Raw genomic sequence first — 19,514 nt, 5'->3', positions numbered from 1 at the left:
ATACAACATGACAAGCAAGTTGATACAGAAGGGCGCCGGGCTTATTGCAGTGCTTGGTGCGGGCCTGGTTGCTGCGTGCGGCAACTCGGAGGATACCCTGGGAACAGTGACCGCGACTCTCGGTGGTGATAGTTACACGGGAGTGACGCTGGCTCCCGCCGGCGAGCGAGAGGGCTCCGCCTCGTACACGAAGATGGGCGGCTTGACCATGGTCAATATCCAGGCGCATGACCTCGAGACTGGCGGCCTCATGGATAATGTACTTTCCCTTTCGTTCAGTCTGATGGGCGAAGCGGGTTCGTCGGCGTTTTTTGAGGCTTCCCTCTCTTTCTGGCCGGAAGGTATGTCCGGCCCGTTCTACGATAGCGCGCAGAGCGGCGCCCGGGTTGAGCTGGAGTTGGACACTCTGGAGTTGGGGGATTCCGGGCGGGCGAAAGGGACCTTCGCCGGCTCGGTATGCTATCAAGCGGGCTTTTATTCAGAGCCGGATCTGGGTAATTGCCGACCGTTAAAAGGCAGCTTTGACACCGGCTTGGTGCGCTTTGAGCAGTAATCGAAGCTGCTACCACAATCCGGGTGTTCCCCGGGCAGGTTTTCCAAGGAGTCGCCAAACCCATGTCTGATTCATTAACCCGTGTGGCCTGCAGCGGCTTTCTGGCGCTGCTATGTCCGATGGCGCTTGTCGCCTGTGCCGAAACCTCTGGCGATAGCTGGATGAGCCTCAACGACCAGCGGATCGCGCTCGCCGATGCGAAATGCGGCGAAATTTTCGATGGCGAAGAGTACATCATGCAAAGCAACGGGGACGAATTCCTGAAGCTGCGCTTCGAGCGTTTGCCCGGTGAGGCGGCGTTTAACTTCAGCCAGCCCCGGAACGTCAACGTGGCGTTGGCAAAGGAAGGCGATGCGTACTACCTGCTAGACCGGAGCGAGGCGCCGCGAACCAAAGGCGATAAGCGTGGGGTTTCGGGCTCGGCCCTGTTGCGGGCGGAAAACGAAGCCGCCCGGGCCCTGCATCCCGACGGTCTCAGGCTTGAGTTTTCGCTGAACTGCCGCGCCGAATAGCGCGGCGAGTCGCGCCCGCCGGGCCCTGGCCCGGCGGGCGGGCTTTCGTCAATCCAGCTGGGACAAATCCCGCACCGCGCCCTTGTCGGCGCTGGTGGCCATCTTGGCGTAGACCTTGAGGGCCGCGCTGACCTTGCGCTGCCGCGGCTCGGCGGGCTGCCAGGCGGCGCCGCCCTTGGCCTCCATCGCCGCGCGCCGGGCGGCCAGCTCTTCGTCCGACAGTTTGACGTTGATGCCGCGGCCGGGGATGTCGATCTCGATGATGTCTCCCGCTTCCACCAGGCCGATGGCGCCGCCGGCCGCCGCCTCGGGCGATACGTGGCCGATGGACAGGCCCGAGGTGCCGCCGGAGAAGCGGCCGTCGGTCAGCAGGGCGCAGGCCTTGCCCAGGCCCTTGGATTTCAGGTAGCTGGTGGGGTAGAGCATCTCCTGCATGCCGGGCCCGCCGCGGGGGCCCTCGTAGCGGATAATCACCACGTCGCCCTCTTTCACCTTGCCGGCGAGAATATCCTCCACCGCGGCGTCCTGGCTTTCGCAGATGTAGGCCGGGCCGGAGAAGGTGAGGATACTCTCGTCCACCCCCGAGGTTTTCACCACGCAGCCGTTTTCGGCGATGTTGCCGAACAGCACCGCCAGGCCGCCCTCGCGGGAGTAGGCGTGTTCCAGGCGGCGGATGCAGCCGTTCTCGCGGTCCAGGTCGAGGCTGGGCCAGCGGGTGTCCTGGCTGAAGGCGGTCTGGGTGGGGATGCCGCCCGGGCCCGCGCTGAAAAAGCGGTGCACGGCCTCGTCGGCGGTGCTGGCCACGTCCCACTGCTCCAAGGCCTCGCCCATGCTGCGCGCATGCACGGTGGGCACGTCGGTGTGCAGCAATCCCGCGCGGCCCAGTTCGCCGAGGATGCCCATCACGCCGCCGGCGCGGTGCACGTCCTCCATGTGGTACAGGGGCGTGTTGGGGGCCACCTTGCACAGCTGCGGCACCTGGCGCGACAGGCGGTCGATGTCGGCCATGGTGAAGTCCAGCTCCGCCTCCTGGGCCGCGGCCAGCAGGTGCAGAATGGTATTGGTGGAGCCGCCCATGGCAATGTCCAGTGCCATGGCGTTCTCGAAGGCCGCCCGGCTGCCGATGTTGCGCGGCAGCACCGAGTCGTCGCCCTCGCCGTAGTAGCGCCGGCACAGTTCCACCACCAACTGGCCCGCGCGGTGGAACAGTTGCTCGCGGTCGGCGTGGGTGGCCAGGGTGGAGCCGTTGCCGGGCAGTGACAGGCCCAGGGCCTCGGTGAGGCAGTTCATCGAGTTGGCGGTGAACATGCCCGAGCAGGAACCGCAGGTGGGGCAGGCGGAGCGCTCGTACTCCTCGACTTTGGCGTCGTCGGCGTCGGAATCCGCTGCGATCACCATGGCGTCCACCAGGTCCAATTTGTGCTCCGACAACTTGGTCTTGCCGGCTTCCATGGGGCCGCCGGAGACGAACACCACCGGGATGTTGATGCGCATGGCGGCGTTCAGCATACCGGGGGTGATCTTGTCGCAGTTGGAGATGCACACCATGGCGTCGGCGCAGTGGGCGTTGACCATATACTCCACCGAGTCGGCGATCAGGTCCCGGGAGGGCAGGCTGTAGAGCATGCCGTCGTGGCCCATGGCGATGCCGTCGTCCACGGCGATGGTGTTGAATTCCTTGGCCACCCCGCCGGCCGCCTCGATCTCCCGCGCCACCAGTTGGCCCAGGTCCTTCAGGTGTACGTGGCCGGGCACGAACTGGGTAAAGGAGTTGACCACGGCGATGATGGGCTTCTGGAAGTCCTCGTCCTTCATGCCGGTGGCCCGCCAGAGCGCGCGGGCGCCGGCCATGTTGCGGCCGGCGGTGGAGGTCTTGGAACGGTAGTCTGGCATGGGTACACCTGTACGCCCGCAGGTCGGGCGATAGTCGTCAGCGAAAGGGCAGAAAGAATAGCAAAAAAGCGGGCGTCGCAGAAATGACCACGGATTACCCCGGCGCTGGCCATGCAACGCCGCAGGGTTTAATGTACGCGCCGACAACATGGCAACAAGGAAAGACCGTGATCCCCCTTCCCCGATTCGCCCTGGCACTGGCCTGCGGCGCGCTGTTTGCGTGCAGCGACAGCGGAGACAGCCGCAACGACCCGGCCACTCCGCCGGAACCCCAGGAGCCGCCGCGGCCCGCCCTGGAGCTGACCTACTCCGAGCCCCCCATCGCGCTGGAGGGGGCCAATGCCGACTATGTGGCGAACGTGGCCTACGGCGAGGGTGAGCGCAATGTCTTCGATATCTATCTCCCCAGCGATTGCGACGACCGGACTCCGCTGGTGATCTATATCCACGGCGGCGGTTTCACCGGCGGCGACAAGAGCAGCGCGCACGAGCGCTTCGGCGATCATATCCGCGAGTTCCTGCAGGCCTGCGTGGCTTATGCCGCCATCAACTACAGCCTGCTGGAGGTGCCGGATGACGACGGTGACATCGCCGCGGCCGCGGCCCAGGGCGGAGTGCGGGTCTCGATGCTGGACAGCGCCCGGGCGCTGCAGTTCATGCGCTACCACTTCGAGAGCCTCAATCTAGACCCGGACAACGTCGCCCTCTACGGCGGTTCCGCGGGCGCGGGCACCAGCCTGTGGCTCGGTACCCACGACGACCTGGCGGACCCTAGCAGCGACGATCCGGTGCTGCGCGAGTCCACCCGGGTTCGCGCGGTGGGCGCCCTGGCCACCCAGTCCACCTACGACCTCGTCGACTGGGAGCGGGTCCTGGCGCCGGTGATCGAGCCCTTCGCGGCGGTATTGGGCGGCACGGATATCGTGACCGTCAGCGAGGCCATCGGCGCCTCCAACTTCCTGTTGACCTTCCTCGGGGTGCCGGCCGTGGCGGACCTGGACAGCGAGGAAAACCGCGCCTATCGGGCCGACGTGGACATGCTGGAGCTAATGGACGCGGGGGACGCGCCGATCTACGTGCACAACTACGCCGTGAGCCCCGACGATTTGCTCAATTTGTTTCTGCACCACGGCCTGCACGCGCTGGCGGTGCACGAGCGGGCGATGGCGGTGGGCCTGGAGAGCGTGGCCTACGTGGAGGAGCCGGCCTTCGCCCTCGAAGACCCCTCGGGAGAGGGCCTGGTGTCCTTCCTGACCCGCCACATCCGCTAGCCGGTTCGCGGCTCTCCTAAAGTTAGAGGAGATGGCTCAAACACCGCGCCGCCAGCGGCGCGGTGTCGTTATTCCGCGTACAGGGTTTTCACGCCGGAGGCCGTGCCCAGCAGCAACACGTCCGCCGGGCGCAGCGCGAAGATGCCATTGGTCACCACCCCGGTGATGTTATTGATTTTTTCCTCGGTGCCCAGGGGTTGGGCGATGGCGAAGTTGTGCACGTCGAGAATGATGTTGCCGTTGTCGGTCACCACACCTTCGCGGTAGACCGGGTCGCCCCCCAGCTTGACCAGTTCCCGGGCCACGTGGCTGCGGGCCATCGGAATCACTTCCACCGGCAGCGGAAAGGCGCCCAGGGTGTGCACCAGTTTGCTGTCGTCGGCGATACAGATGAATTCCCTGGCGACCGCGGCCACGATTTTTTCCCGGGTGAGGGCCGCGCCGCCGCCCTTGATCAGCTGCAGGGCGCGGTTGGCCTCGTCGGCGCCGTCAATGTAGAAGTCCACCCGGTCCACCGCGTTGAGATCGAACACCGGAATGCCGTGGGATCGCAGGCGCTCGGCGGAGGCCTCCGAGCTGGCCACCGTGGCCTCGATACGTCCCTTGTGCGGAGCGAGGGCGTCGATGAACAGATTGGCGGTGGAGCCGGTGCCGATGCCCAGCACCGTGTCGTCCTCCAGTTTCGTTTCGATGTAGGCCAGGGCGGCTTGCGCCACCGCCTGTTTCAGTTCGTCCTGGGTCATGGCTTGTTCCCGCGGGTGTGGTCGGCTGGGCCGTCATTATAGGAAAGGGGCGCGGGTGATTCAGCAAAATTACCGCTGAGAATGGTCGCGGGGCTGAAAATGCGGCGAAGCTCCATTAACATGCCCGGTTCCGTCCACTGACAGTGCCCGACAACGCCATGCCGCAGACCTATATCAAACGCATTCTCGATGCCCGCGTCTACGACGTGGCGCGGGAAACCCCGGTGCAGGAGGCCGCGCTGATGTCGGCCAGGCTGGGTAACACCGTGTGGCTCAAGCGCGAGGACTTGCAGCCGGTATTTTCCTTCAAGCTGCGCGGCGCCTACAACAAGATGCAGCGCCTCAGCGATGCCGAGCGCCAGCGCGGCGTGGTGGCGGCTTCCGCGGGCAACCACGCCCAGGGCCTCGCCATGGCCGCCCAGCGCATGAAGGTGAAGGCCACGATCGTGATGCCGCGCACCACGCCGACCATCAAGGTGGACGCCGTGCGCGGTTGGGGGGCGAAGGTGGTGCTGCACGGCGACGCTTTCGAGGAGGCCGCGGCCCGCGCCCAGGAACTGGTGGACAAGCAGGGCATGGTCTATGTCCACCCCTTCGACGATCCCGACGTGATCGCCGGGCAGGGCACCGTGGGCATGGAGATCGTGCGCCAGCACCAGGCGCCGCTGGACGCGGTGTTCGTGCCGGTGGGCGGCGGCGGGTTGCTGGCCGGGGTGGCGGCCTATATCCGCTATGTCTGGCCCGACACCCGCATTATCGGCGTGGAGCCCGAGGACGCGGCCTGCCTCAAGCTGGCCCTCGAGCGCGGGCGCCGGGACAAGCTGCCGGAAGTGGGTCTGTTCGCCGAGGGTTGCGCCGTGGCCCAGATCGGCAAGGAGCCCTTCCGGGTGATCCGCGACACGGTGGACGAAGTGATCACCGCCAGCACCGACGAGATGTGCGCCGCCATCAAGGACATTTTCGAGGATACCCGCGGCATCGCCGAGCCCGCCGGGGCCCTGGCCCTGGCGGGCATGAAGAAGTACGTGGAGCGCGAGGGGCTGAGCGGTCGGCAGTTGCTGGCCATCGTCAGCGGCGCCAACACCAACTTCGACCGCCTGCGCTATATTTCCGAGCGCACCGAGATCGGCGAGCAGCGCGAGGCGGTGATCAGCGTCACCATTCCCGAGCGCCCGGGCAGCTTCCGGGCCTTCTGCGGCGCGCTCGGCAGGCGCAATATCACCGAGTTCAATTACCGCTACACCGACCCGGAGCGGGCGCTGGTGTTCGTGGGGCTGAGCATCACCCCGGGTGGCGACTTCCCGGAATTGCTGGCGGAGCTGAGGGATTCCGGCTACGAGTGCGAGGATCTCACCGACAACGAGATGGCCAAGTTGCATATCCGCTACATGGTGGGTGGCCGGGCCCCGGCGGAGGTCGGCGACGAGACCGTGTTCCGGGTGGAATTTCCCGAGCGCCCCGGGGCGCTGCTGAAATTCCTCTCGGGGCTGGGCCAGAAGTGGAACATCTCCATGTTCCACTACCGCAATCACGGCGCGGCCTACGGCCGTATCCTGGTGGGCGTGCAGGTGCCCCGCGGCGAGCGCGGCCAGTTCCGCGAGGTGCTGGACCGGGTGGGCTATCGCTACTGGGAGGAGACCGACAACGTCGCCTACCGCCTCTACCTCGGGCGCGCCGGCAAATAGCGGAATTCACCATTGCGGTCAAATTTCCGGGGCTTTCTCGGGAAAAGTCGGAAAAAACCCCGGAAAGCCAGGTTTCATGCGGGCTCCGGGGTTTTATTTTGGTCATCGCTAGGCTAGACTCGCTGCAGTTTGTGAAATATTGCCAATGAGGCCGGCCTTCGCTGTGACGGGGGTCACAGATAACAAATGGCAGGTCACAGGCACAACGAAAACAGGCCCAGGGTTCCGGAGAGAGCTGGGGCATTTGACTAATTGCGAGAGTTAGCGAGCGTGAAACGTAAACCGGATTTTCTGCTGATCCTGATGGCGGCCTTTGGCGTGGGTGTATTGGTGACCCTGGTGATGCCCATGGCGGCCAACGACACGGTGGCGGCACCGGCATCCGAGCTGCAAGCGGGTGTGATCGTCCAGGACTAGGCCCGCGCCACCTGGATTAATCGCCGCAGCGGTGCAGGCCCTGTTCCGTTAGTACATAGTCGAGGCGCACGTCCCAGGCTTGCGCCGGCAGGCGCTCGACTTCCTGCACCCCGTGCGCCAGTCCCACCAGCAGACCCGGGCGCGGCCCCGCCAGCGCCCGGTCGTAGTAACCCCCTCCCATGCCCAGGCGGTTGCCCCGCCGATCCCAGCCCACCAGGGGCAGTAATACCAGGTCCAGGGTCGCGGTGTCGCCGCGCGGCGCCGATGGCGGTGGCTCGGGTATGCCGTAGCGATTGCTGTGCAGCGGCACGCCCTCGCGCCACAGCGCGAAGTGCAGTTCCCCGCGCGCGCCCACCCGCGGTAAATAGAGGGTGCGCCCCGTTGCGCGGCACAGGTGGGCGATGTCGCGGGTATCCACTTCGCCGTCGGCGGGCAGGTACAGGGCGATACGCGCGATGCGGTCCCAGTCCGGGAGCGCGGGCAGTGCCAGGGCGGCGGCGCGGGCGGCGCCTTGCTGCCGCGCGGGGTCGAGGGCGCGACGCCGTTCGCGCAGTTCCCGGCGCAGTTGTGTCTTCAGCTGGTCTGGAGAGGTCATGAAAGGAGGTTGGATTCCCGGTATACCGCTGGCAGGGCTGCCCTTGAACCCGATGGTTCAAGGTGGTGGCTGCCGTACCGCATCAGGCTTTCCGGTTTGTACCGGACCTGCACAACAGCAGTTGCTGGCAACCCCCGGTCGTACACTTATCGGCTCGAGGACTGTCTGCCTGGCGAGTACACCAGGGATCCGCGGCCATTATAACGCAGTGCGCCGAGAAGTTCTGCGTCGCGCGTTTCGATTCAGCCAATTTCCAGCTGGCGCAGGTGGTAAAGGGCGTCATCGATCTTCTGGTTGAGCTGGCGCACGTCTTCCGGCGCCGCGTCCGCCAGGTCACCGCCGCCCTGCTCCGAGGCCTTCAGCAGCTCGTAGCTGATATTGAGCGCGGCCATGACCGCGATGCGTTCGACACCGATGACCTTGCCGGTGTCGCGGATGGCGCGCATTTGCTTGTCGAGGTATTTGGCGGACACGATCAGCTCGGCCTGCTGTTCCTCGGGGCAGGCCACCTGGTAGTCCTTGTCCAGGATTCTCACGGTCACGGTATTGGGGTGGCTCACGGTATCACTCCATGGCCCGCAGGCGGTTGAGCATGGCCTCGACCTTGCCGCGGGCAAGTTCGTTTTTGTCGATCAGGTCCTGTCGCTCCCGCTGCCAGCGGGCGGCATCCGCTTTCAGAGTCTGGTTCTCGTGGTTGAGTTCCTGGCACAGGGTAATCAACTGGTCGATTTTACTCTCCAGTGCCTTGAGCGGGTTGTCGGCCATGGCGTTATACTAGCGTCCGTCTGGTGCCCTCACTATAGGCGTGCGCCCCGGTGAGGTCAACGAGACAAAACGTAAGCTATTCAATAGCCTGCCCGTGGTTTTCCAGCTATTGCTGGAACTTGCCGATGGCGCGGGCCAGCGCAGTGGAACTCAGCCCCATGTTTGACGATATGCCCGGCGCGGGCACGGTATTCGATTTTGACGAGATCGCCGGCCACCTGGTGGAGCAGGGCGAGCAGACTTCGCCCTCGGAATTGCACGGCTGCCTGAGCGGCCTGCTGTCGGCCGGCGCGGTGGGCGAACCTGCCGCCGGTCTCGCCGGCCTCAACCAGACCCTGGAGCTGGACCTCCACGGCGAACTGGCGGAGCTGATGTTGCAGTTGTACAGCGTCACCCAGGCCGCGCTGCAGGACGAGGAGTTCGATTTCCACCCGCTGTTGCCGGACGACGATACCGAGCTGGATGTGCGCATCATGGCCCTGGGCTTCTGGTGCCGCGGCTTCATGGCCGGGTTCGCCCGGGCCACCGCGGTGGCCGGGCGCGGCGACCGCAGCCTGCCCGGCGACAGCGCCGAGATCCTGCGGGACATCGCCATGATGGCCCAGGCCGGCGCCGACGAGGACGCGGAAGTCTCCGAGGACGAGTCCGAGGGCCACTACGCCGAGCTCGTGGAGTACCTGCGCTTTGCCGTGCTGAACGTGTTCATGGACAGCCAGGGGCGCGCGGACGATGCTCCCGGCGAGCCGCCGCTGCACTGACCATGACGATAGGCAGGCAGGAATTCGCCCGGCGCCGGGCGCGCCTGATGGCGCTGATGGAGCCCGACAGTATCGCCATCATCCCCTCCGCGCGGGAGTTGGTGCGCAGCCGCGACACCGAGTATCCCTTCCGCCAGGACTCCGACTTTTACTACCTTTCGGGTTTTGTCGAGCCGATGTCGGTGATGGTGCTGGTCCCGGGGCGGGAGCACGGTGAATTCGTGATGTTCTGCCGCGAGCGCGACGCCCAGGGGGAGCTGTGGCACGGGCGCCGCCTGGGGCCCGAGGGGGTCTGCGAGCAACTGGGGGCCGACGACGCCTTTCCCATCGGCGACATCGACGAGATCCTCCCGGGCCTGATCGAGGGCCGCGAACGGCTTTACTATTCCATGGGGCGCAGCGCCGAGTTCGATCGCCAGGTCATGGCCTGGGTCAATCGCATACGCGCCATGGAGGCGTCCGGCGCGGTGCCGCCGGGGGAACTCACCGACCTGGATCACCTGCTCCACGACCTGCGCCTGATCAAGAGTGCCGGTGAGCTGCGCGTGATGCGTCGGGCGGCGCAGATCACCGCCCGCGCCCACTGCCGGGCGATGCGCAATTGCCGGCCCGGGCTCTACGAATACCAGCTCGAGGCGGACATCCTGCACGAGTTCGCCATGGCCGGTGCCCGCCACCCGGCCTACCCCTGCATCGTCGGCGGTGGCGACAATGGCTGCGTCCTGCACTATATCGACAACAGCGCGAAGCTGCGCCGGGGCGACCTGGTGCTGATCGACGCCGGTTGCGAGCTGGAGGGCTATGCCGCGGACGTGACCCGCACCTTTCCCGTGGGCGGCAAATTCAACCGCCAGCAGCGGGCCCTCTACGAGGTCGTGCTGGAGGCCCAGCGCGCGGCCATCGACGCGATCCGCCCGGGCAACCACTGGGACCAGCCCCACGATGCCACCGTGCGGGTGATTACCGAGGGCCTGGTGGCGCTGGGCCTGCTGAAGGGCAGGGTCGATACCCTGATCAAAAAGGGCGCCTACCGCGATTTTTACATGCACCGCGCCGGCCACTGGCTGGGGCTGGATGTGCACGACGTGGGTGACTACCGGGTGGGCGAGGAGTGGCGCCTGCTGGAGCCGGGTATGGTAATGACCGTGGAGCCGGGTATTTACGTGGCCCCGGACAACCGGCGGGTGGACCCGCGCTGGCGCGGCATTGGCATTCGCATCGAGGACAACGTGGCGGTGACCGCGGACGGCTGCGAGCTGCTCACCGGCGACGTGCCGCGCGAGGTGGACGAGATCGAGGCCCTGATGGGGGCCTGAGGACGCACAGGGGGCGACATGCAGGAGCGGGATATTGTCATAGCGGGCGGCGGCATGGTCGGTGTCAGCCTGGCGCTGCAGCTGGCGGCGAGCCTGCCGGCGGCGGCGCGTATTACCCTGGTGGAGGGTTTCGCCCTGCCGGCGTCGGACGCCGAGCCGCAGTACCACCCCTCCTTCGACGCCCGCTCCACCGCCCTGAGTTTCAGCTCGCGTGACATCTACCGGCGGATGGGGGTGTGGCGGGCTCTCGAGCAGTGGGCCTGTCCCATCGACAGCATCCACGTGTCCCACCGCGGCCATTTCGGCAGCACCTTGATGCGGGCCGCGGACTACGACTGGCCGGCCCTGGGTTATGTGGTGGAAAATCCCTGGCTGGGCAAGGCCCTGCTGGGGGCGCTGCGCCGACAGGGGCGGGTGGAAGTGCTCAGTCCCGCCCGGGTCACCGGGGTTGTCCCGGCCGCCGCGGGGGCCGAGCTGGAAGTGGAGGGCGCCGCCGACCCGCACTGGCGCGCCGGGCTGCTGGTGGTGGCCGACGGCGCCGGGTCGACCCTGCGCGACTCCCTCGGGGTGACGGTGCGGGAAAAGGTCTACGGCCAGAGCGCGCTGATCGCCAATGTCAGCTTCGCCCGGCCCCACGACGGTCGCGCCTACGAGCGCTTCACCGCCAGCGGTCCGCTGGCGCTGTTGCCGCTGCTGCCCAGCCGGCCCGGTGAATGCCGCAGCGCCCTGGTCTGGACGCTGCCCCCGGAGCGGGCGGCGGCGCTGGCCGGGTGCGCGCAGGAGGAGTTTCTCGAGGCCCTGCAGGCGGGCTTTGGCTACCGCCTGGGGCGTTTTTTGCAAACCGGCGAACGGCACTGTTACCCGCTGGTCTTGCGGGAGTCGTGCGAGCAGTTGCGCCGGGGTGTGGTGGTGATGGGCAACGCCGCCCACACCCTGCATCCGGTGGCGGGACAGGGCTTCAACCTGGCGCTGCGGGACGTGGCGCGGCTCGTCGCGACCCTGGCCGACGCCGGGTCCGCCGGCTACGGCGACCTGGCCGTGCTGCAGCGCTACCACCGCGCGCAGCGGCAGGACCAGCGGCGCACCATCGGCGCCAGCGACCGCCTGCCGGAACTGTTCATGCGCCGCGACCCGCTGCTGGGCCTGGCCCGGGACCTCGCGCTGTCGGGCCTGGATGTGGCGTCGCCGCTGAAGCGTGAATTCGTGCGCCACGCGGCCGGGGTGGCGGCGCTGGGTGAAGTGGGAGATTACCGTGCCTGAGTATTCGCGATTTGATGTCGCCATTGTCGGCGCGGGGATGGCCGGAAGCGCGCTGGCCGTTGCGCTGTCGGGTGCCGGCCTGTCGGTGGCGCTGGTCGAGGCCCGCCCGGTGACGCCGCCGGCGCTGCCGGCGGAGCGCGAAGTCGACAGTTTCGACAGTCGGGTGAGCGCCCTCAACCGGCAGTCGGTCGCCCTGCTGCGAGACCTCGGCGCCTGGCCCGCCATCGCCGGCTACCGCAGTTGCGCTTATCGGCACATGCGGGTGTGGGACGCCGATGGCACCGGGCGCATCGCCTTCGACGCCGCGGAGGTGGACTGCCCCGAGCTCGGGCATATCGTGGAGAACCGCGCGGTGGTTGGCGCGCTGCTGGGTCGGATCGGCGCGGCCGCGGATATCTCGGTGCTGGCGCCGCGGCGCCTGCGCGCCATCGCCCGGGACGAGGCGGCGGTGACCCTGGAAATGGAAGAGGGGCCGCCGGTCGAGGCGCGCCTGCTGGTCGCCGCCGACGGCGCCCTGTCCAGTGTGCGCGAGCTGATGGGCTTCGCGACCCGGGAGTGGGATTACGGCCACCGCGCGCTGGTGGCCACGGTGGCCATCGAGCGGCCGCACGAGGCCACCGCGTGGCAGCGTTTCATGCCCTCCGGGCCGCTGGCCTTCCTGCCCTTGCCCGGGGAGGGCGACAGGCATTTTTGCTCCATCGTCTGGTCCCTGCAAGACGCCCGGGCGGAGGAGGTTCTGGCCCTGGACGACGCGGCTTTTTGCGTCGCGCTGGGGGAGGCGTTCGAGCACCGCCTGGGCGGTGTGCTCGCCAGCTCCCGGCGGGTGGCCTTTCCCCTGCGCCAGCGGCACGCAGTGGATTACGTGCAGCCGCGGGTGGCACTGGTGGGCGATGCCGCCCATACCATTCACCCGCTGGCCGGCCAGGGCATCAATCTGGGGTTCAAGGACGTGGCGGTGCTCGCGCAGGAGGTGCTGGCGGCGCACCGGCGCGGGACCGATCCCGGCCGGTTGCCGGTGCTCAGGCGCTACCAGCGCCGCCGCAAGGGCGAAAACCTGCTGATGATGGGCGCCATGGATACGTTCAAGTACCTGTTCGAGCAGGAAGCCCCGGCGCTGCGCTGGCTGCGCAACGCCGGGATGACCCGTGTCGGCCGCGCCGGCGCGCTGAAGCAGGGCATTATGCGCAGGGCCATGGGGCTGGAGCCCTAGCCCGGCAGGGACAAGGTGGCGCGACAGCTTTGGATTTGCCGGTCCCGCGGTTAGAATGGCGCCGACAATCGCGCCGGGCACCGCACCGGCCTCCCCAGCCCATGTTCAAGGAGCCCCCATGAGCCAGATCCCCAGTGAATTGAAGTACGCCAGCAGCCACGAGTGGGCGCGCCTTGAAGAGGACGGCACGGTCACCGTGGGCATTACCGATCACGCCCAGGAGGCGCTGGGCGACGTGGTCTTCGTGGAGCTGCCCCAGGAGGGCGATACCCTGGCGGCGGGCGACGAGGCCGGCGTGGTCGAATCGGTCAAGGCCGCCTCTGACATCTATGCGCCGGTCGCCGGCACGGTGGTCGCCGTCAACGCGCGCCTCGAGGACGAGCCCGAGGTGGTTAACGCCGACCCCTACAACGACGGCTGGTTCTACAAGCTGCAACCGGAAGATGCCGGCGAGCTGGACAAGTTGCTCGGCGCCAGCGACTACGAGCAGCACTGCGCCGACGAGGACTGAGTTCGCGGGGCGCCGTCGCCGGCGCCCTGATCAAGCCATGACACTCCCAAGCGATCTATTCCTGCGCCGCGGCGGCGAGCGTCGGTTGCGCGCCGGCCATCTCTGGGTTTACTCCAACGAGGTGGATGCCGCGCGTACCCCCCTGTCGGCCTTCCAGGCGGGCGATCCGGTGACGGTGCGCGCCGCCGGCGGAGAGGTGCTGGGCAGCGCCTATATGGACCCCCACAGCCTGATCTGCGCCCGGCTCTACGCGCCGGGGCGGCAGTGCGCGCTGGAGGACGCCCTGCCGGCGGCCCTCGCGGACGCCCTGGCCGGGCGCGAACTCGCCTTTGCCGAGCCCCATTACCGCCTGGTGTACGGCGACAGCGATCTGTTGCCGGGGCTGGTGGTGGACCGCTTCGGCGACTACCTGGTGGTACAGCTCAACAACGCCGGCATCGAGCGCTACGAGGGCGCCATCGTCGCGGCCCTGGTGGCCCTGCTGCGGCCCGCGGGCATCCTGTTGCGCGCCGACAGTCGCAGCCGGCGGGAGCAGGACCTGGAAGAGCGGGTGGCGGTGGTGCACGGCGAGGTGCCGCCGCAGCTGCCCCTGGCCGAAAACGGCGTGCGTTTCCTGGCGCCGGTGCACGCCGGCCAGAAAACCGGTTGGTTCTACGACCACCGCATGGCGCGCGAGCGCCTGCGCACCTACGCTCCCGGTCGCAGCGTGCTGGATGTGTACAGCTACATCGGTGGCTGGGGCGTGCAGGCGGCGGCCTTCGGCGCGCGCGAGGTGTGTTGCCTGGACAGCTCGGCCGCGGCCCTCGAGGGGGTCGAGGCGAACGCGCGGCACAACGACCTGGAGGCGGTGGTCTCGACCCTGCGCGGCAACGCCGCCGAAACCATGACCGCCCTGGCCGAGCAGGGCCGCCAGTTCGAGCTGGTGATTCTCGACCCGCCGGCCTTTATCCAGCGGCGCCGGGACCTCAAGAAGGGGATCAAGGCCTACCGCCGTATCAATGAACTGGGCCTGCGCCTGTTGGCGCCGGGCGGCGTGCTGGTGTCGGCCTCCTGTTCGATGCACCTGGCGCGGGCCGACCTGGTGGCGGCGGTGCAGTCGGCGGCGGTACGCGCCGGGTGCCGGGTCAGCCTGATCGAGCAGGGCGCCCAGGGGGCGGACCACCCCATCCATCCGGCGATCCCGGAGACGGAGTACCTGAAGTCGGCGTTTTTCCGTCGGTCTGTCTAGGTAATTGCCGGCCCGGAGCGCGGGAGGCCCCTGCGAACGGCCACTCGTTTTCCATCATCTCCGGGCGGCTGCGCAACTCGACCATTTTTGCTGCGCAAAAATTGGGACTCGGCCAGTGCCCGAAAAGAGGGGCAGGCTCTGCTCGCCGTAAAGCTCCCTCCGATGATGGAAAACGAAAGCGGTGGCCTGATTGTTCGCAGGGGCCTCCCGCGCCCCGTGCCTACCAGCGGAGCGTAATTTCTATTCTAGGGCGTGGGCCAATCAGTCCCTGAGCGAGATAATCGGCCAGCCCGCCGCCTCGGCGCGGCTGCGCAGGCGCTCGTCGGGGTCCACCGCCACCGGGTTGTCGACCCGCTCCAGCAGCGGCAGGTCGTTGTGGGAATCGGAGTAGAACCAGGCGCCCGCCAGGCTCTCGCCCCGCTGCGCGCGCCAGGTTTCCAGCCGCGCCACCTTGCCGGCGCCGAAGGAGGGGGTGCCGACGGGCTCCCCGGTGTAGACGCCGTCCACTCGCTCGGCCTCGCAGGCCAGCAGGTTGTCGATACCCAGGGCCCGGGCGATGGGGGCGGTGATGAACTCGTTGGTGGCGGTGATGATCAGCAGGGTGTGGCCCTGGTCCCGGTGGCGCTCCACCAGCGAGCGCGCCGCGGGCAGCATGATCGGTTCGATCACCTGGCGCATGAAGTCGCGGTGCCAGCGTGCCAGCTCCCCGGCGGGGCGGCCGGCCAGCGGCGCCAGGGCAAAGCGCAGGTAGGCCAGCACGTCGAGCTCGCCGGCCTGGTAGTCGCGGTAGAACTGCTCGTTGCGCGCGGCGAAACTTTCGCTGTCCACCAGCCCCTGCTCGCACAGATAGCAGCCCCAGAGGTGGTCGCTGTCGCCGGCGATAAGGGTGTTGTCGAGGTCGAAAATGGCCAGTGTCACGGGATGCCCTGTCGCAAAAAAACGGCCGGGAAGGATAGCCCGGGGGAGCGCGGCTGTAAATTTCGCGCCCGCCCGGCGCGCGCCGTCGCGGAGGCTTCCCGGGGGCCTTCGCGGGCCGCATTCAGGGCCCGCCATCGGCCGCGCGGGCGCGGGAAAACGGCCGCCCGCGCGCCCGGTCTCGCCATTGGCCCGCTGGCGCCGATGGCAGGCCGTTATTCAACAGCCCGCCAAAGTGTGGAACAATGTCCGGCCCTAATAAAATATGACGTGGCGCAACCGGTGATAGATTCTGACGGCTTCCGGCCCAATGTGGGCATCATGCTCGCCGATGGCGAGGGCAGGCTGTTGTGGGCCCGCCGGGTCGGTGGCCGGGACGCCTGGCAGTTTCCCCAGGGCGGAATCAACCCCGGCGAATCCGCGGAAGAGGCCCTGTACCGGGAGTTGCGCGAGGAAGTGGGCCTGGATCCCGAGGCGGTGCAAATCCTCGGCGCCACCCGGGGCTGGCTGCGCTACCGCTTGCCCAAGCGCTTCATCCGCCGCGGCCACAAGCCGGTGTGCATCGGCCAGAAGCAGCGCTGGTTCCTGCTGCGCATGCTGGCCGCGGACGAGGCGGTGCGCCTGGATCTCAACGACAAGCCCGAGTTCGACCACTGGCAGTGGGTGAGCTACTGGTACCCCCTGGACCAGGTGGTTTCCTTCAAGCGCGAGGTCTATCGCCGGGCGCTGAAGGAGATGGCCCAGGTGATGGGGCGGCGGGTTCAGCTACCGGCGGGCTTGTAAGGTGGGGGGCTGCTCGCGATGATGCTGGAGACCCTGCGCCACATCGTCCAGGAGGTCAACGCCGCCGAGAGCCTGAGCCAGGCCCTGGACATCATCGTCGGGCGCGTGCGCGACGCCATGGGCACCCAGGTGTGCAGCGTGTACATGCGCGACCCGTCGAGCAACCGTTTCATCTTCCGCGCCACCGAGGGCCTGAACAAGGACCAGGTGGGTCTCGCCAGCCTGGCTCCCGGCGAGGGCCTGGTGGGGCTGGTGGCCGCGCGGGAGGAGCCGCTCAACCTCGAGAGCGCCGAGACCCACCCCAGCTTCCAGTTCCTCCAGGGGATCGGCGAGGAGCACTACCACGCCTTTCTCGGGGTGCCCATCATCCACCAGCGCGAGGTGATGGGGGTGCTGGTGGTCCAGCAGGCCGAGCGCCGCCGCTTCGACGAGAGCGAGGAGGCCTTCCTGGTCACCATGTCGGCCCAGCTGGCGGGGGTGATCGCCCACGCCCAGGTCACCGGCGCGGTGGCGGAGGAGTTGCTGGGCGCGCCGGCGGCGCCCACCCGGATCAACGGCATTCCCGGCGCCCCGGGTATCGCCATTGGCACCGCGGTGGTGGTGTCTCCCGGCGCCGATCTCTACGCCGTGCCGCGGCGCATGGTCAGCAATCGCCGCGCCGAGATGCGCGCCTTCCGCGAGGCGCTGACGGCGGTGCAGGCGGATATCCGCGCGGTGTCGGAAAACCTGCGCGGGCAGATGAGCGCCGAGGACCACGCCCTGTTCGACGTCTACCTCGGCATCCTCGACGATTCGGCCATCGGCGGCGAGGTGGCGGCGCTGATCAAGGCCGGCCACTGGGCCCAGGGCGCCCTGAGCCAGGTGATGATCCAGCACATCCGCCACTTCGAGCGCATGGAGCACAGCTACCTGCGCGAGCGGGCGGTGGATGTGAGGGATTTGGGCACCCGGGTCCTGGCCTACCTGCAGGCCCGCGACAAGGAGTGCCAGCAGGACTACCCGGAGCGCTGCATCCTGGTGGGCGAGGAGCTCAGCGCCTCGGCCCTGGGGGAGGTGCCGCGGGAGAAACTGGTTGGCCTGATCTCGGTGCGCGGCTCGGGGAACTCCCACGTGGCGATCCTCGCCCGCGCCATGGGCGTGCCCACGGTGATGGGGGCGGTCGATCTGCCCTTCACCCGGCTGCAGGACCGGGAACTGATCGTCGACGGCTACCACGGCAGCGTGCACCTCAATCCGCCTCCCGAGGTGCGCCAGCGTTTCCAGGCCATGCTCGACGAGGATATCGCCCTCAGCCGCGACCTGGAATCCCAGCGCGACAAGCCCTGCCAGACCCTGGATGGCCACCGCCTGCCGCTGTGGGTGAATACCGGCCTGATGGTGGATGTGGTGCGGTCCCTGGAGCAGGGCGCGGAGGGCGTGGGCCTGTACCGCACCGAGGTGCCCTTCCTGCTGCGCGATCGCTTTCCCAGCGAGGAGGAGCAGCGCCAGATCTACCGCGAGCAGCTGCAGGCCTTCGCCCCCAAGCCGGTCACCATGCGCACCCTGGATATCGGCGGCGACAAGGCCCTGCCCTATTTTCCCATCGAGGAGGACAATCCCTTCCTGGGCTGGCGCGGTATCCGCGTCACCCTGGACCACCCGGAGATTTTCCTGGCCCAGGTGCGGGCCATGCTCAAGGCCAACGCGGGCCTGGGCAACCTGCGCATCATGCTGCCCATGGTCAGCAATATCTCCGAGCTGGAGGAGGCGCTGTCGCTGATCCAGCGCAGCCACGACGAAATCCGCCAGGAGGGCCTGGATGGCGAATTGCCCCCCATCGGGGTGATGGTGGAGGTGCCCTCGGCGGTGTACCAGGCCCGCGCGCTGGCGCGGCGGGTCGATTTCCTGTCGGTGGGCAGCAACGACCTGACGCAGTACCTGCTGGCGGTGGATCGCAACAATTCCCGGGTCGCGGACCTCTACCACTCCTTCCACCCGGCGGTGTTGCAGGCGCTGTACGCGGTGGCCCGGGCCGGGCACAGCGAGGGCAAGTCGGTGGGCATCTGCGGCGAGCTGGCCGGGGACCCCCTGGGGGCGGTGTTACTGCTGGGCATGGGTTACAACATGCTGTCGATGAACGCCACCAGCCTGCACAAGGTGAAGAAGGCGGTGCGCAACGTCACCCTGGTCGAGACCCGCGAGGTGCTCGACGAAGTGATGCTGATGGAGGACGCCGGCCAGGTGGTGCTGCGCCTCGAGCGCCTGATGGCCGAGCGGGGCCTGGAAAAATTCCTGCACGCACCGCTGGAGCAATAGGCTCCGGCCGCTCAGCGAGTCACCTCGAACTGTTCCTCCATGACCGCGCTCTGCTCGCCAGTGGCGTCGTAGCGTCGTTCCCGCCAGCCCAGGCCGCCGCTTGCGTCCCGGATCAGGGTGGTGCTGGAGCGCGTGCCGTAGCGTTCGGTGAGGATAAACTGGGCCGACAGCAGCTGGTCCATATCCGCGTCCAGGCCCAGGGGGTGCAGCGTCTCGGGCCGGGCCGGCCGGCGGTCGGTGATGGTGCTCAATAGCCCGGCGTGATCCACCGGCGATCCCAGCAGCGCCGCCATGCGCGACTTGCCCAGGGTGACCTTGGGCCAGGGGGTGTTCAGGCTGGCGTTGCTCAGGCCGTAAATTCCAGGCTCCAGCCGTACCGGGTCGCCGGCCCCGGCGTTGCTGTAGTACCACAGCGCCTCGCCGTCCCCCAGCAGCAGGTTGAAACCGGCGTACTGTCCGCCGCGTGCCGCGATCTCGCGCAGGCAGGCCGCCGGGTCGCGCGCGTCGCCGGTCAGCCAGGCCAGGGGCAGTTCCCCCCGCGAGCGCGGGGCCGGGGCGGTGCGCGCCGGATCGCGGAAGTTGGTGACCGCGGCAAACCGGCCCTGGCGGGTAACGCCCATCCAGGTGCCGCCCGCCGTCAGGTCGCGGCCGGCGAGCAGGTCCGGGTGGGCGTCCCAGAACGCCGCGCCGGCGGTGGGGCGGGCGTGGAATTCGTCGCGGTTGGCGGCCAGTAGCAGGGGGTAGTCACGGTGCGCGCGATGGACGAGGATAATCAGGCACATAGTCAATCGGTGTCGGTGGTTG

20 protein-coding genes and 1 other RNA gene are annotated in these 19,514 nt (G+C 68.0%); 13 read left to right on the top strand and 8 right to left on the bottom strand.

Going from position 1 to position 19,514, the window contains the following annotated elements; translation table 11 throughout:
- The first annotated feature begins 7 nt into the window (after positions 1-7).
- Both JYP50_RS10720 and JYP50_RS10715 read left to right on the top strand, forming a co-directional pair.
- Positions 8-553 carry a hypothetical protein gene (locus JYP50_RS10720; protein ID WP_206560515.1) on the top strand — a complete coding sequence of 182 codons (546 nt, stop codon included), beginning with the start codon at positions 8-10 and terminating at the stop codon, positions 551-553.
- A 62-nt stretch (positions 554-615) separates the two neighbouring features.
- Positions 616-1,065 (top strand): hypothetical protein, encoded by a 450-nt coding sequence (locus JYP50_RS10715; RefSeq protein WP_206560514.1) that lies wholly within the window; start codon positions 616-618, stop codon positions 1,063-1,065.
- A 48-nt stretch (positions 1,066-1,113) separates the two neighbouring features.
- Here the strand turns inward: JYP50_RS10715 and ilvD are convergent, their stop codons facing one another.
- Entirely contained in the window at positions 1,114-2,958 is a 1,845-nt protein-coding gene (ilvD, locus tag JYP50_RS10710; protein WP_206560513.1) for a dihydroxy-acid dehydratase, read from the bottom strand.
- 167 nt (positions 2,959-3,125) lie between these two features.
- Between ilvD and JYP50_RS10705 the strand changes: the two genes are divergently transcribed.
- Positions 3,126-4,229, top strand: coding sequence for a hypothetical protein (locus JYP50_RS10705; protein ID WP_206560512.1), 1,104 nt, complete (start codon positions 3,126-3,128; stop codon positions 4,227-4,229).
- Positions 4,230-4,297: 68 nt separating this feature from the next.
- On the opposite strand, the gene rpiA is transcribed toward JYP50_RS10705, so the two are convergent.
- Positions 4,298-4,972, bottom strand: coding sequence for a ribose-5-phosphate isomerase RpiA (gene rpiA, locus JYP50_RS10700; RefSeq protein WP_206560511.1), 675 nt, complete (start codon positions 4,970-4,972; stop codon positions 4,298-4,300).
- A 143-nt stretch (positions 4,973-5,115) separates the two neighbouring features.
- Here rpiA and ilvA point away from each other — a divergent pair, with 143 nt between their 5' ends.
- Both ilvA and JYP50_RS10690 read left to right on the top strand, forming a co-directional pair.
- Positions 5,116-6,657, top strand: coding sequence for a threonine ammonia-lyase, biosynthetic (gene ilvA, locus JYP50_RS10695; RefSeq protein WP_347136766.1), 1,542 nt, complete (start codon positions 5,116-5,118; stop codon positions 6,655-6,657).
- 270 nt (positions 6,658-6,927) lie between these two features.
- On the top strand, positions 6,928-7,074 hold the full coding sequence (locus tag JYP50_RS10690) for a hypothetical protein (protein ID WP_206560509.1): 147 nt from the start codon (positions 6,928-6,930) through the stop codon (positions 7,072-7,074).
- A gap of 16 nt (positions 7,075-7,090) precedes the next feature.
- On the opposite strand, the gene JYP50_RS10685 is transcribed toward JYP50_RS10690, so the two are convergent.
- The 4 genes from JYP50_RS10685 to JYP50_RS10670 form a co-directional block, all read right to left on the bottom strand.
- Entirely contained in the window at positions 7,091-7,669 is a 579-nt protein-coding gene (locus JYP50_RS10685; RefSeq protein ID WP_206560508.1) for a 5-formyltetrahydrofolate cyclo-ligase, read from the bottom strand.
- A 10-nt stretch (positions 7,670-7,679) separates the two neighbouring features.
- Positions 7,680-7,860: non-coding RNA, 6S RNA (gene ssrS / locus JYP50_RS10680), on the bottom strand.
- Positions 7,861-7,911: 51 nt separating this feature from the next.
- Positions 7,912-8,229, bottom strand: a complete 318-nt coding sequence (locus tag JYP50_RS10675; protein WP_206560507.1) for a cell division protein ZapA — start codon at positions 8,227-8,229, stop codon at positions 7,912-7,914.
- A gap of 4 nt (positions 8,230-8,233) precedes the next feature.
- Positions 8,234-8,434: a TIGR02449 family protein gene (locus JYP50_RS10670; RefSeq protein ID WP_206560506.1), complete on the bottom strand. Its 201-nt coding sequence runs from the start codon at positions 8,432-8,434 to the stop codon at positions 8,234-8,236.
- Between the two features lie 125 nt (positions 8,435-8,559).
- Between JYP50_RS10670 and JYP50_RS10665 the strand changes: the two genes are divergently transcribed.
- The 6 genes from JYP50_RS10665 to JYP50_RS10640 all read left to right on the top strand — a co-directional run bounded on the left by JYP50_RS10665 (position 8,560) and on the right by JYP50_RS10640 (position 14,717).
- Positions 8,560-9,192, top strand: a complete 633-nt coding sequence (locus tag JYP50_RS10665; RefSeq protein ID WP_206560505.1) for a UPF0149 family protein — start codon at positions 8,560-8,562, stop codon at positions 9,190-9,192.
- A 2-nt stretch (positions 9,193-9,194) separates the two neighbouring features.
- Complete coding sequence (gene pepP / locus JYP50_RS10660) at positions 9,195-10,508, top strand: Xaa-Pro aminopeptidase (protein ID WP_206560504.1); 1,314 nt, start codon at positions 9,195-9,197, stop codon at positions 10,506-10,508.
- Positions 10,509-10,526: 18 nt separating this feature from the next.
- Positions 10,527-11,768, top strand: coding sequence for a 2-octaprenyl-6-methoxyphenyl hydroxylase (ubiH, locus tag JYP50_RS10655; protein WP_206560503.1), 1,242 nt, complete (start codon positions 10,527-10,529; stop codon positions 11,766-11,768).
- Complete coding sequence (locus JYP50_RS10650; protein ID WP_347136765.1) at positions 11,761-12,978, top strand: UbiH/UbiF/VisC/COQ6 family ubiquinone biosynthesis hydroxylase; 1,218 nt, start codon at positions 11,761-11,763, stop codon at positions 12,976-12,978. Before ubiH ends, JYP50_RS10650 begins: the two co-directional genes overlap by 8 nt.
- Before the next feature lie 118 nt (positions 12,979-13,096).
- On the top strand, positions 13,097-13,489 hold the full coding sequence (gene gcvH, locus JYP50_RS10645) for a glycine cleavage system protein GcvH (RefSeq protein WP_206560502.1): 393 nt from the start codon (positions 13,097-13,099) through the stop codon (positions 13,487-13,489).
- 37 nt (positions 13,490-13,526) lie between these two features.
- On the top strand, positions 13,527-14,717 hold the full coding sequence (locus JYP50_RS10640; RefSeq protein WP_206560501.1) for a class I SAM-dependent rRNA methyltransferase: 1,191 nt from the start codon (positions 13,527-13,529) through the stop codon (positions 14,715-14,717).
- A gap of 261 nt (positions 14,718-14,978) precedes the next feature.
- Here the strand turns inward: JYP50_RS10640 and JYP50_RS10635 are convergent, their stop codons facing one another.
- Positions 14,979-15,635 carry an HAD-IB family hydrolase gene (locus tag JYP50_RS10635; RefSeq protein WP_206560500.1) on the bottom strand — a complete coding sequence of 219 codons (657 nt, stop codon included), beginning with the start codon at positions 15,633-15,635 and terminating at the stop codon, positions 14,979-14,981.
- Positions 15,636-15,914: 279 nt separating this feature from the next.
- On the opposite strand from JYP50_RS10635, the gene JYP50_RS10630 reads away from it, so the two are divergent.
- Positions 15,915-16,415, top strand: coding sequence for an RNA pyrophosphohydrolase (locus tag JYP50_RS10630; protein WP_206560499.1), 501 nt, complete (start codon positions 15,915-15,917; stop codon positions 16,413-16,415).
- A 21-nt stretch (positions 16,416-16,436) separates the two neighbouring features.
- On the top strand, positions 16,437-18,710 hold the full coding sequence (ptsP, locus tag JYP50_RS10625; RefSeq protein ID WP_206560732.1) for a phosphoenolpyruvate--protein phosphotransferase: 2,274 nt from the start codon (positions 16,437-16,439) through the stop codon (positions 18,708-18,710).
- An 11-nt stretch (positions 18,711-18,721) separates the two neighbouring features.
- Here ptsP and JYP50_RS10620 read toward each other — a convergent pair whose 3' ends face one another.
- Positions 18,722-19,492: an NRDE family protein gene (locus tag JYP50_RS10620; RefSeq protein WP_206560498.1), complete on the bottom strand. Its 771-nt coding sequence runs from the start codon at positions 19,490-19,492 to the stop codon at positions 18,722-18,724.
- Positions 19,493-19,514 lie beyond the last annotated feature (22 nt).

The sequence above is a fragment of the Parahaliea mediterranea genome, from assembly GCF_017255185.1.
Lineage (GTDB): Bacteria > Pseudomonadota > Gammaproteobacteria > Pseudomonadales > Halieaceae > JAFKCZ01.
This window is presented reverse-complemented; position numbering and strand designations above follow the sequence as displayed.